The sequence below is a fragment of the Sphingopyxis sp. GC21 genome, assembly GCF_025727575.1.
Lineage (GTDB): Bacteria > Pseudomonadota > Alphaproteobacteria > Sphingomonadales > Sphingomonadaceae > Sphingopyxis > Sphingopyxis terrae_A.
This window is the reverse complement of sequence record NZ_CP095845.1, coordinates 2,815,273-2,827,976: the sequence shown is the minus strand read 5'-3', so window position 1 is coordinate 2,827,976 and position 12,704 is coordinate 2,815,273. Positions and strand designations below refer to the sequence as shown.

At 65.6% G+C, this 12,704-nt stretch carries 10 protein-coding genes; 5 read left to right on the top strand and 5 right to left on the bottom strand.

The features are described from left to right. Position 1 precedes the first annotated feature (1 nt). Together MU856_RS13660 and MU856_RS13655 are read right to left on the bottom strand one after the other, a co-directional pair. Positions 2-1,492, bottom strand: coding sequence for a UxaA family hydrolase (locus tag MU856_RS13660; RefSeq protein ID WP_062901813.1), 1,491 nt, complete (start codon positions 1,490-1,492; stop codon positions 2-4). A gap of 33 nt (positions 1,493-1,525) precedes the next feature. Further along, a complete protein-coding gene (locus MU856_RS13655) occupies positions 1,526-2,584 on the bottom strand; it encodes a LacI family DNA-binding transcriptional regulator (RefSeq protein WP_062903118.1) in 1,059 nt (352 codons plus the stop codon). Between the two features lie 156 nt (positions 2,585-2,740). Between MU856_RS13655 and MU856_RS13650 the strand changes: the two genes are divergently transcribed. The 5 genes from MU856_RS13650 (at position 2,741) to MU856_RS13630 (ending at position 9,624) form a co-directional block, all read left to right on the top strand. Further along, the gene (locus MU856_RS13650; protein ID WP_313906815.1) at positions 2,741-3,538 is read left to right on the top strand and encodes a 2-keto-4-pentenoate hydratase; all 798 of its coding nucleotides are present in this window, start codon (positions 2,741-2,743) and stop codon (positions 3,536-3,538) included. A gap of 23 nt (positions 3,539-3,561) precedes the next feature. Beyond that, complete coding sequence (locus MU856_RS13645) at positions 3,562-4,848, top strand: MFS transporter (protein WP_062901814.1); 1,287 nt, start codon at positions 3,562-3,564, stop codon at positions 4,846-4,848. 6 nt (positions 4,849-4,854) lie between these two features. Further along, a complete protein-coding gene (uxaC, locus tag MU856_RS13640) occupies positions 4,855-6,267 on the top strand; it encodes a glucuronate isomerase (protein ID WP_062901815.1) in 1,413 nt (470 codons plus the stop codon). Next, the gene (locus MU856_RS13635; protein ID WP_263587761.1) at positions 6,264-7,589 is read left to right on the top strand and encodes a mannitol dehydrogenase family protein; all 1,326 of its coding nucleotides are present in this window, start codon (positions 6,264-6,266) and stop codon (positions 7,587-7,589) included. The genes uxaC and MU856_RS13635 overlap by 4 nt, the downstream gene beginning before the upstream one ends. Positions 7,590-7,857: 268 nt before the next feature. Further along, positions 7,858-9,624: a GGDEF domain-containing protein gene (locus tag MU856_RS13630; RefSeq protein WP_263587760.1), complete on the top strand. Its 1,767-nt coding sequence runs from the start codon at positions 7,858-7,860 to the stop codon at positions 9,622-9,624. A gap of 6 nt (positions 9,625-9,630) precedes the next feature. On the opposite strand, the gene MU856_RS13625 is transcribed toward MU856_RS13630, so the two are convergent. The 3 genes from MU856_RS13625 to MU856_RS13615 form a co-directional block, all read right to left on the bottom strand. After that, complete coding sequence (locus MU856_RS13625; protein WP_234178506.1) at positions 9,631-10,356, bottom strand: hypothetical protein; 726 nt, start codon at positions 10,354-10,356, stop codon at positions 9,631-9,633. A gap of 7 nt (positions 10,357-10,363) precedes the next feature. Continuing rightward, on the bottom strand, positions 10,364-11,575 hold the full coding sequence (locus MU856_RS13620; protein ID WP_062901818.1) for a toxic anion resistance protein: 1,212 nt from the start codon (positions 11,573-11,575) through the stop codon (positions 10,364-10,366). A gap of 73 nt (positions 11,576-11,648) precedes the next feature. Then, positions 11,649-12,683: a bile acid:sodium symporter family protein gene (locus MU856_RS13615; RefSeq protein ID WP_263587759.1), complete on the bottom strand. Its 1,035-nt coding sequence runs from the start codon at positions 12,681-12,683 to the stop codon at positions 11,649-11,651. Between the last annotated feature and the right edge of the window lie 21 nt (positions 12,684-12,704).

The window sequence follows — 12,704 nt, the reverse complement described above, 5'->3', positions numbered from 1 at the left end:
CCTAGAGCGTAACGCCAGATTTCCAGATCGCGATATCGCGTTCGCCATTGGCTTCCGACCGCGTTGGGCGTCCCGATGCCGTCTCGATCACCAGATCGAGCAGCGCGTCGGCGGCGCCACCGAAGCCTTCGTCGAGCACCCGGCCGGCATCGAAGTCGATCCAGCCGCTCTTGCGGTCGGCGAGGGCGGTGTTGGATGCGATCTTGAGCGTCGGGGCGGGAAAGCCGAGCGGCGTTCCGCGGCCCGTTGTGAACAGGATCAGCGTCGCACCGGCCGCGGTCAATGCTGTCGACGACACGGCATCGTTGCCGGGCGCTTCGAGCAGGGTCAGGCCGGGGCGCGTCGCCCGACCGCCATAGCGCTGCACATCGGTCAGCGGAACCTTGCCGCCCTTCTGAACCGCGCCAAGCGACTTTTCCTCAAGCGTCGTGATGCCGCCCGCGACATTCCCCGGCGAGGGATTTTCGCTCACCGGTTCGCCATGGCGTACGAAATAGGCCTTGAAGTCGTCGATCAGTGCCACCGCGCGATCGAAGACGTCGCGCGATGCCGCGCGGCTCAGCAGCATGGGCTCGGCACCGAAGATTTCGGGAATTTCGGTCAGGATCACCCGCCCGCCCGATGCCGCAATGCTGTCGCCCGTACGGCCGACCAGCGGATTGGCGGTCAATCCGGACATGCCGTCCGACCCGCCGCATTTGACCCCGAGGACGAGCTCGGAAAGCGGCGCTTCGCTCCGTTCGGCCTGCCCCGCGATGCCGACCAGTTCCTCGATCAGCGACAGGCAGGCCGCCTCGTCATCCTCGACCGACTGGGCGGCCAGACTGCGAATATGCGTCCGCCTCGCTGCGGGAATGGATTCGATCAACGCCCCGAGCTGATTATTCTCGCATCCCAAGCCGACGATCAGGACACCCCCGGCATTGGGATGCTGCGCCAGCCCGGCCAGCAGCGCACGCGTGTGCGAAAGGTCGTCGCCAAGTTGCGAACAGCCGAAAGGATGTTTGAAAGCGTGGATGCCATCGACGCTTCCGGCGTGTTTTGTCGCCGCAATCCGCGCGACCCGTTCGGCGAGATTGCCGACGCAGCCGACGGTCGGGATGATCCAGATCTCATTGCGTGTCCCAACCCGGCCATCGGCGCGCCGATGGCCGCGGAAGGCGCGGTCCGCGCCGCGGACGGACCTGGAATCGGTCTGCGCGAACATGGGAAGGGGGGCGGTGTCGGCGGTGAGCGCGGTCGCCAGATTATGGCTGTGAACATGGTCGCCGGCTTCGATCGCGACCGAGGCGCGCCCGATCGGAAAGCCGTATTTGGTCACCGCGTCGCCCCGCGCTACAGCCGCGGTAGCGATTTTATGCCCGCGCGGAATGGCGTTCGCCGCGACGATTCGCCCGCCATCGACGGCGACGCTGTCGCCCGCCGCGGCGTCGGCCAACAGCGTGGCCACATTGTCCTCGGGCGCGATCCTGATAGCGGTTACCGGTGTCATATGCGCGTTTCTCTCTGCCATCCGCCGGAAGGCTCAGGCTGTGGTGGGAGGAGCGACCGACTGGCGCTCGACAAAGGTGGACGCGAGCACCGGGCTTTCGTCGGCCGCTGCGGTGCGCGCTGCCCCGTCGAGAAAATCGGGGACCAGCGTTCGCGCGGCGCGCGCGCCCATTTCGCGGATCGGCCAGCGGACGGTGCTCAGCGCAGGCCAGATATGCGTGGCAGTCGGCGAATCGTCGAACCCGATGATCGACAGGTCGCCCGGCACCGCGATGCCCTTGCCGTGCGCCACGCTCATAACCCCGGCCGCCATCTCGTCATTCGAGCAGAAGAGCGCAGTTGGCGGTTCGGCGAGCGACAGCAGCTTTTCGCCCGCCTCGACCCCCGCCGCATAGCGATAATTACCCGGCGCGAAATAATCGGGCGGCAACGTCAGGCCGGCTTCGCGAAGGGCCGCGTGAAAACCCTCCTCGCGCTCGGCGGCCGACCGGAACCCGACAGGGCCGCGCACGAAGCCGATGCGGCGATGGCCGAGGCTGATCAGCTTGCGCACCGCTTCGGCCACGACTTCGCGGTCGTTCGACGAGACGCAATGCGCGGCATCGTCGAGCGGCGCCGAGCCGACGCGAACATAGCGCACCCCCAATTCGCTACACAGAGCGGCGAGCGCATCATTCTCGGAAATGGGCGGGAGCAGCATCGCGCCGATCGGGCGCTGCTTTTCCAGGAAGACGCGGACATCCTCGAGCATCCGGTCGGACCCGCGATCGACCGGGCGGACGAGCAGCGCCAGGTCGCTGTCCTTGATCGCGTCGAGCACGCCCTGCTGAAAATTCAGCACCGTCTGGGCATTGGGATTGTCGTGCAGAAGCGCGATCAGGAAATTGCGCCGAAAGGCGAGGGCGCGCGCCTGCGGATTGGGCACGAAGCCCAGGGTTTCGATCGCTTCCTGAACCGCCTTGCGTGTCTTTTCGGCGATGAATTCGGACCGGTTGATGACGCGGCTGACGGTCTTTTTCGACACGCCGGCAAGCGCCGCGACGTCGTTGATCGTCGGCTGCTTCGTACCCTGTCCGCCCTTCGTCGCTGGCATATTGTCTGCACTCCGCTCGCTGCCCCGCCGGATGTTCCGCAGATCGGCACCATTTCCCACCTAGTGAGCGTTCATGGCGCCGAAATCAACCGGGTCGGCGGCTATTCGCTTGCTTTTGACACCGGTGTCTTTTAGAGCGAAAGCCGGAAGAGGGAAATGACAAAGATGAGCGCGAACAGCGAAGCGGAAAATGTGGCCCAGGCGCTTCTCGCCGCGCGCGCCAAAAAGACACCGCTTACCTCCTATCCCGGCGTCATGCCGGACAGCCTAGCCGACGCCTATGCGATCCAGGATCATGCGATCCGGCTCGACGGGCGGCAAATCGGTGGCTGGAAGGTGGGGCGGATCGCGGCCGAGCTCGTTGGCCGCTATGGCGGCAATCGTCTGACCGGGCCGATATTCAGCGACGAAATCCGCGACGGATCGGCGGGCGACCGGCCCGTTATGCCGGTCTTCGTGCCGGGATTCGCCGCAGCCGAGGCCGAAATCCTTTTGCGCTTCGGCGCCGTCGGCGACGGTGATTATGACGCCGATACGATTCGCGACTGCATCGACGAGGTGCGCACCGGAATCGAGATCGCGAGTTCTCCTTTCGCCGAAATCAACCTGCACGGCCCCGCAGTTACCGCGTCCGATTACGGCAACAACAAGGGGCTCGTACTCGGTCCGCCGATCGCCGACTGGCGCGACGCCGATCTGATCCGCATGCCCGTCGCGATGTTCATCGACGGCGCGCAGGTCGGCGCGGCGACGATGGAAACGATGCTCGACGGGCCTTTCGGGTCGGCGGCATTCCTCGCCCGCACCTTGCGCGCCCGCGGCATCCCCATTGCGCCGGGAACATGGGTGTCGGCAGGCGCCATCACCGGCGTCCATGAAATCCGGGCGGGTCAGACCGCCGAAGCACTGTTCGACGGAAAAATCCGCGTCGGCTGCCGCATCGAAAGCCTCTAGAAGGCAGGAAAAGGGAGAGAGAAATGGCACAGGCAATCGCAGAGGGAGGCGCGCCGCCGCAGCCCAATGTCGGACGCTATCGTTGGGTGATCGTCGGCCTGCTGTTTCTTGCCACTGCCATCAACTATGTCGATCGGCAGATGATCGGTGTTCTCAAGCCGACGCTGCAACAGGAAATGGGATGGACCGAAGGCGACTTCGCGAACATCGTCTTCTGGTTTCAGGTCGCCTATGCCGTCGGCTACATCGGCTTCGGCCGCATCGTCGACATGGTTGGCGCCCGCATCGGCTACACCGTCGCGATCATCATCTGGACGATCAGCCATATGGCGCATGGTCTGGCGTCGAGCGTGACGCAATTCGCGCTCGCGCGGTTCGGGCTGGGCATCGGCGAATCGGGGAACTTTCCGGCGGGTATCCGGGCCGTCACCGACTGGTTCCCGCAAAAGGAACGCGCCTTTGCGATCGGGCTGTTCAACGCCGGGGCCAATGTCGGCGCCATCGTTACGCCGCTGCTCGTTCCCTTCCTCGTCCTGATGTTCGACTGGCGCGTGGCCTTTTATGTCACCGGCCTGTTCGGGGTGCTGTGGCTGATCGCGTGGTGGCTGATCTATCGCCATCCCGACGAGCATCCGAAGCTGTCGGAAGGCGAGCGCGCCTGGATTCAGCAAGACCCGGCCGACCCGGTGACGCCGATCGGTTGGGGCCGCCTGCTCGGTATTCGCGAGACATGGTCCTATGCGCTCGGCAAATTCTTCATCGACCCGATCTGGTGGTTCTTTCTTTTCTGGCTGCCGGGCTATCTGTTCGAACGCTACGACATGGACCTCAAGACCTTCGGTCTGCCGCTCGCCGCCATCTATCTCATCTCCGACTTCGGCAGCATCGCGGGCGGCTGGATGTCCTCGCGGCTGATCAAGGCGGGGCGCACCCCCAATTTCGCGCGCAAGTTCACGATGTTCGTGTGTGCCTGCTGCGTCGTGCCCGTCTATTTCGCCCAAGATATCGACAGCGTGTGGACCGCGGTCCTGATCATCGGTCTCGCGACAGCCGCGCATCAGGCCTTTTCCGCCAATCTCTATACGTTGCCGTCGGACATATTTCCGCGCGGCGCAGTGGGGTCGGTGGTCGGGATCGGCGGCACGGTCGGCGCGATCGGGGGGATGAGCATGGCGTTGTTCACCGGCTACATCCTCGAGACGACGAACAATAATTATCAGATATTGTTCGGCATCTGCGCCAGCGCCTATTTCATTGCGCTACTCGCGGTGCATCTGCTGTCGCCGCGGCTCGATCGCGTCGAGGTCTAGACGCCGATGACGCGGCCGCTCTCCCTCCATCCCGACCGGCTCTTTCCGTCGGACCCGGTTCCGCGCGCCATCGCGCGCCGCCTTTATGCCGAGGTCGCCGACCTGCCGATCATCAGCCCGCACGGGCATACCGATCCGTCATGGTTCGCCGGCAATGCGCCGTTCGGCAATGCCGCCGAACTTCTGCTGCATCCCGATCATTATGTGTTCCGGATGCTCTATTCGCAGGGCATCGCGCTCGATGCGCTCGGTATCGGCAATCCGGACGCCGATCCGCGCGAAAGCTGGCGGCTGTTCGCGCAAAATTACCATCTCTTTCGCGGCACCCCCTCGCGGATGTGGATGGACTGGGTTTTCGCCGAAGCCTTCGGCTTCGACGTGCAATTCTCGTCCGAAACGTCGGACCTATATTATGACCGGATCACCGAGGCGCTTGCGACCGATGCGTTCCGGCCGCGCGCGCTTTTCGATCGCTACCGAATCGAAGTGATCGCGACGACCGAAAGTCCGCTCGACACGCTCGATCATCATCGGGTCATCAAGGACGCCAATGTGCGCGGCGAGTGGGGCGGGCGCGTCATCACCGCCTATCGCCCCGATCCGGTCGTCGATCCCGAATATGAAGGGTTCCGCGACAATCTCGCGCGCTTCTCTGATATATCGGGCGAAGACGCTTTCAGCTATGCCGGCTATCTTGCCGCGCATCGCAACCGCCGGGCCTTCTTCGCGGGCATGGGCGCGACCTCGACCGACCATGGGCATCCGACCGCGGCAACCGCCGATCTGTCGGACGCGGAGGCCGAGGCGCTGTTCGTGCGCGTTACCCGCGCCGACGTCAGCGCCACCGACGCCGAGCTGTTCCGAGCGCATATGTTGACGGTGATGGCGGGGATGAGCCGCGACGACGGCCTTGTCATGCAGATCCATCCCGGCGCGCTGCGCAACCACAATTCGTGGCTGTTCACGCATTATGGCCGCGACAAGGGCGCCGATATTCCGACGCGCACCGACTATGTCCGGGCGCTGCGGCCGCTGCTCGCCCGTTATGGCAATGAAGCGGGGCTGACGATCATCCTCTTCACGCTCGACGAAAGCAGTTATGCGCGCGAGCTTGCGCCGCTGGCGGGCCATTATCCGGCGCTGAAGCTTGGCCCCGCCTGGTGGTTTCACGACAGCCCCGAGGGCATGCGCCGCTTTCGCGCCCAGACCACCGAGACGGCGGGCTTTTACAACGGCGTCGGTTTCAACGACGACACCCGCGCCTTTCTCTCGATCCCGGCGCGCCACGATGTCGCGCGGCGCATCGATTGCGGCTTCCTCGCTGCGCTGGTTGCCGAGCATCGCATGGAGGAATGGGAGGCGGCCGAGCTGGCGGTCGACCTCAGCTACAATCTCGCCAAGGCCGCGTACCGGCTGTGAGGCTGTCGGCGCAAACCGCGCTGCCGGCAGCCGTGCGCGCGCCCGCTTACGACCGTCGCCGGCAAGCGGCAGGGATCGTCCATTTCGGTATCGGTGCCTTTCACCGCGCGCATCAGGCGGTTTATACCGACGATGCGATGGGCGCGGGCGATCGCGACTGGGGCATCGTTGGCGTGTCGCTGCGTTCGGGCGATGTCGCGGCACAGCTTGGCCCGCAGGACGGGCTTTATACGGTGAGCAGCCGGACCGCTGCCGGACCTGAAATTCGATTGATCGGGGCGGTTCAGCGCGTGCTCGTCGCGGCGCAGGAACCGCAGGCCGTCATCGACGTCCTCGCTGCTCCGACAACGCATATCGTCAGCTTCACCGTGACCGAGAAGGGCTATCTGCGCACCGCCGATGGCCAGCTCAATCTTGACGCGGCAAAGGGGCCATCGAGCTTCTATCGCTTCGTCGGGGCGGCGCTGGCGGCGCGCAAGGCGGCGGGATTGCCCGGCCTGACGTTGCTCAGCTGCGACAATCTGGCGAATAATGGCGCAGTGCTGCGCGCGCTGATGCGCCAATATCTCGCCACCGACCATCCAGACGTCGCCCTATGGTTCGATGCGACGTGCCGATGCCCCGCGACGATGATCGATCGCATCGTGCCCGCGACGACCGATGCCGACCGTGCGGCTGTCGAGGCGGTGCTGGGCGTGCGCGATGAAGGTGCGGTGGTCACCGAAGCATTCAGCCAGTGGGTGATCGAGGATGATTTCGCTGGCCCGCGTCCGCGATGGGATACGGTCGGGGCGGAATTCGTTGCCGACGTCGCGCCCTATGAGACCGCGAAGCTGCGCATGCTCAACGGCGCGCATTCGGCGCTGGCCTATATCGGACTGCTGGCGGGGCATGAGCATGTCCATCGGGCGGTCGCCGATCCCGCTATCCGGCCGCTCGTCGAACGGCTGATGCGCGAGGAGGCCGCACCGACCATCGACGCCGCGCCGGGGCAAGACCTTAATGCTTATGCCGATGCGCTGCTCGATCGCTTCGCCAACCCGGCGCTCGATCATCGCCTGATCCAGATCGCAATGGACGGCAGCCAGAAGATCCCGCAGCGCTGGCTCGAAACGCGGGCCTGGCATCAAAGGCGCGGCGGCACCTGCCCGTCGATCGAATACGCCATCGATGCGTGGATCGCGTTTCTGAACGATGGTCGCTGGCCGATCGACGATCCGAGGGCGGACGCGCTGCGCGCAGCGGCGGCGCAGCCCGACGCGCGCAACCGCTTGTTCGGACCCGAAGGCCTGATGCAATATGGTCTGGCCCGGCGCGGCTAGGCCTGCCCGTTTCCTTGTTCTGACGCGCCCGGGCTTCATCACCCATAGGATATTGATAGCCTAGCCGTCGCACGATCTCGAGGACGCCTCGCATTGCGGCAATCTCCCCGTGGATTGAGGGAGCGAACGCCTGAAGAACCCGAGCGCGAGAAGCCGAGGCTGGGCGCCTCCCTTGCCGCCAACCGGCCGCGCCAGTGATTGCGGCCACAGCGTGATCGGGGCTGGGCGGTTACGCTTTCCCAAGATATTGGGGTCTAAAGGGAATCGCATGATCGGGGCGGAGGAAAATCGCGGACGGAGACGGGCGTCTTGGACGCTTGTTTTGCTGTGGCTTGCTGCCGCGCTTTGGGCCGTGCCCGCTGCGGCGACGCCGCTGCACATCAATGCGCCGCTCTGCCACTCGGTCGGACCGCTGGCCGCACCCGACGACGCGCTGTCCGCGCTGCGCTTTTCCTGCAGCGGCGAGCCGACGGGGTATCGCGACGGCAGCCTGTGGTTGCGGGCCGATGTCGGCAATCGTTCCGAGGATCGCAACGGCGCCGCACTGATGGTGCATTTCTCGCGCTTCGACCGGGTTGCGGTGGGGTTCACCTATGCCGACGGACAAACGCGCTGGCAGACAGTGCGCCGCGGCGATTATGGCGCGCACTGGCGCGTCGGCGGCCAGATATTGTTCGAGGCCCCGGCCCGCGGCGCGCCGCTGACCGCGGTGACCATGCGCTTCGACCGCCTCGCCGACCACAGCCTGCTGCGCGCGCGCCTCATCCCCAAGGAAAATGCGAGCCTGCAGGCGGCGGGGATGGCGGCGCTCGTCGGCGCCTCGCTCACCCTGCTGCTCGTCAGCGGCATCTATAGCCTGTCGCTCGCGGTCGCGGTGCGCCGCCAATATCTGCTGTGGCAGGCGGCATGGTCGGGCGTAATGATCGTCTGGGGCGCCTTCTGGTCGCAGATTCATCTGGTGATCTTTCCCGCCATGGCGGGAACGGTCTCGGCGCAGGCATCGACCTTGCTCGCCTGCCTTGCCATCGGCGTCGCGACCGCCAGCGCGGTGACCGCGATCGACGCCCGGCATCTTCCGCGGGCTTTGCGCCGGGGAACCCTCGCGCTGGGGCTGGCGATCGCCATCGCTGGCGTGCCGCTGGCGTTGATTCGCACCGACAATCTGCAGATGCTCGGCAATCTGCTGGGCATCGCGGTCCTCGTCGATCTGGTCGCGGTCGCGCTGTGCATCGGCTGGAGCTGGCGCAAGGGATCGGTCGAGGCGCGCGATTTCGCGCTCGCCTGGTGTCTGCCGATGGCGACGCTCGCGATCATTCATCTGGTCGATGTCGAGGACGGATTCTGGGGCGGGGGGTCGAAACTGGCGGTGCTGGTCGCCGCAACCTGGCAGGCGCTGTGGCTGTCGGCGGCATCGACGCGGCGGCTCGCGCATCTGCGCATCGAACGCGACGATGCGCTGGCGGCCGAGGCGCAGGCGAACGAGCTTGCGCGCCGCGATCCGCTCACCGGATTGCTCAACCGGCGGGGCTTCGTCGATGCCGTCACCCCGCTGCTCGATCAGGCGCGCGAAGGGGCGCTGCCGGCGGCGCTGCTGCTCGTCGATGTCGATCGCTTCAAGTCGATCAACGATATCTACGGCCATGAAGCCGGCGATGCGGTCCTTTGCCGCATCGCCGAACGCATCGCCCGGTGGGAAGGGACGATGTGCAGCGTCGCGCGGCTGGGCGGCGAGGAGTTCGGCCTGCTGACCATCGGGATGGAAGGCATCATGCTCGATCGCTTTGCCGAGAGCATCCGCCGCGAAATCGCGCTGTGCGATCATAGCGACACGATGGGCGACCGGCCGGTGACCGCCAGCGTCGGCGTCGCCGAAGTGCGGCCGGCCCCCGATTTTCAATATCTCTATCGGATCGCCGACGAGGCGCTCTACGATGCGAAACGCGCCGGCCGGAACCGGATCAATGTCCAGCGTGTGCCGCCGCGCGGCGACGGGGAACCCGGCGCCGACGATCGCGGAGTAGCCTATCCCGCCTGAGGCGGATCAGGCCGCGCCCGGCGTGTCGTCGGCTTCGAGACCCTGATATTTGAGCTGGAGATAGCGTTCGCGCGTCGCCAGCTTGTCGATCTCGCCAGCCGCCAGGCTGCGCGCCGCGTCGCCGATCTCGCGTTCGAGCATCTTGAGCCCGCCAAGCAGCGTTTCGTCGGGCGTACGTCCCGCATGCGCTTCGCCGCGCAGCCCCGCGGGGATACGCTGATAGCCCGCGACGAGTTCGGGCAGATCCTCGCCGACCAGCTTACGGATATTAGCTGCCGCCGGCGTCGCGGCGTCGAGCGTCTGGAGCTGCGGGGCGAGCAGGTCGAGCTGGACGCCGATCCCGTCGACGAGCTGGCGTGCCGGGGCGGGAAGCGCCGGACGCTGCGCCTCGAGCCAGATTTCGGTGCGGCCGGCGAGCTGCTTAAGGTCGGCCTTGGGCAGATCGGTCTGGCGCGGTTCGGGAAAGGGCGGCCATTTGCCGAACAGCACAGCGACACCGATCAACAGCACCGTGAGCGCGAGCAGGCCCGTGAAGCCGAGCGGCTTGATGAGCGCGCCGAACAGCGCCGCGCCGATCAGCACGATCCCGCCTGCAACAAGGACGCGACCGAGCTTCTTGTAGAGATGCTGGCGGCGCAGCGCGACGCTCTTGGTGCCGATCGGTCGCCGCCGTTCGCGCGAGCGTTCGATCGCGGCGTTGCCGAGCGCGCTAATCTTGTCGACCTCGCTCATGCTCATCCTAGCCCTCGATCGCCGCCAGCGGGCTCTCGGCGCCGCCGACGCTTGCCTGCGCCTGGCTCGCGCCTTCGGCGCGCGCGATATAGCCCTTTGACTTGGCGACCTCGCCCTCGAGCGAGGTCACGGTCGTCTTCATCGTGTCGAGCGCCTTGAGCTTGAAGGTATCGATCGCGTCCATCGTGTCGTAGATATTCTGGAAAGCGCGGCTGAGCGTCTCCATCGGGATCGTGCTCGACGCCGCCTGTTCGTGGATGCGCGCCGTATTGTCCTTCAGCATCTTCGAAGTGCCATCGATGATGTTGGCGGTGGTCGTGTTGAGCGCGGTAATCTGTTCGAGCACGAGCTTCTGGTTCGTCATCGCCTGTGCGACGGTGATCGCGGTCTTGAGCGCGCCGACGGTGGTGGTCGAGGCGCGATCGACGCCCTTCACCAGCTCGACATTATTCTTTTTGACGAGATCGAGGGCGAGATATCCCTGTACCGTCACCGCCATCTGGGTCAGCAGATCCTGCGTGCGTTGCCGCGCATAGAACAGGGCATTTTCGCGGATGACCTTTGCCTTGGCGGGATCGCTGCCGTCGAGTTCGGCCGCTTTCGCCTCTAGCCGCTGATCGAGCGTGCCCGCGATGTGGATCATCTGTTCGAGCTTGCCCATCGATTCCCACATCTTGCGGCGCTCGACGTCGATGGCGGCATTGTCCATCAGCAGCTCGTCCTTGCCGTTGGCAAGCGCGGTCAGGATGCCGCCGATGTGGGTCTGGGCGCTGCGGTATTGCGCGAAATAATTGTTGATCTTGCTGCCCAGGATCTTGTCCAGAAAGCCGCGTTTGGTCAGCAGCTTGCCGTTCGCCGAGGGATCGAGACGTTCGACCGTGGTACGCAGTTCGATCAGATTCTGGCCGATGTCGGTATCGCGATCCATCGCCTTGATCGGGCGGTCGAGGAAGCGGTTCGAATGATTCGCCGCCTCCAGCATTTCCTTGCGCCCCATATTGGTGATCTGGTCGATGCGCTTGCCGAACTCGGGCGAATTTTCGTCCTGTGCCACCAGATCGTCGATGAAGCTGTCGACGCGTTCCTCGAGCTTAGATTTCTGCTCGGTCGAGAGCGGAACAAGGCCGGCGGCCTTTTCGGGCGCGACGGCGGGGACGGGTTCGGGCGGCGTCAGTTTCAGTTCGTCGGTTGCGGTCGCCGTCGCGGTCTCTTCGCTCATAACAATCCTTCCAGCCCCAGGTCGATAGTGGGCCGCCTGCCTATATGACATGCGGACCTGTGTTATTCAAGCACTACACCTCTTGGTGGCGCGCCAGCGCCGGCGCGATCCATGCCGAGAGGATCAGTTGCGCCATATGATAGACGAGGATCGGCAGCAGCACCATGCCGGCGATCGGCGAGGGAAAGAGCGTCGCGGCGAGCGGCGCGCCGACGGCGAGGCTCTTTTGCGCGCCCGAGAACAGCAGGGTGATCCGGTCGGATCGGCGGAGCGCGAGCAGCCAGCCGAGCAGCCAGGCACCGCCGAAGGCGCTACCGAGCAGCAGCGCATCGACGCCGAGCACGATCGCGATCTCGCGCCCGTCAAGCTGCGTCCAGATGCCGCCAACCACGGCCGCGGAAAAGGCGACATAAACCGCTGTCGCAATCGCGGTGCGATCCATCAGCGTCGCGAGGCCGCGGTGCCGTAGCACCAGCGGGCGAAGCCAGCGCTGCGCCGTTTGTCCGGCCAGAAAGGGAAGCAGCAGGATTGCGACGATGCGCAGCGCCGCGGCACCGTGGATCGCCCCCGCCTTGCCCGCGAGTGCGGCAAAGAGGAGCGGTGACAGAAACACGCCGGCCAGATTGAGCAGCGCCGCCGCGACAATACTTGCGGCAACATTGCCGCCCGCCATCGAACTGGCGGCGGTCGCCGACTGGACGGTCGAAGGCAATATGCCGAGAAAGAGGAAGCCGAGTGCCAGTGTCGGCGGCAGGAGCGGCGCCGTCAACGCCTGCGCGCCGAGCCCGAATAGTGCCATCGCGCCGAAACAGAAGGCGAAGGTGCCGCCCTGCAATTTCCAATTGCGGATGCCGTGCAGTACCTCTTGACGCGGCAGGCGGACGCCGTTGAGGAAGAAGAGCAGCACGATTGCCGCGGTCGAAATCCCTTGCGCGACCGGCACCGCGCTTCCGCGCACCGGCAGCAGGCTCGCGACGACGATGGTGGCGAGGAGGACGGGAACAAAGCGGTCGGGGAACAGGCGCGCGAGCATGGGGCGGAGCGATGGCCGGAAGGCGGCGCCTTGGCAAGTCCGCGCGTCGGTCGCGGCGGCGACAACACTCGACATGGCGCGAAAGAGGATTATGGC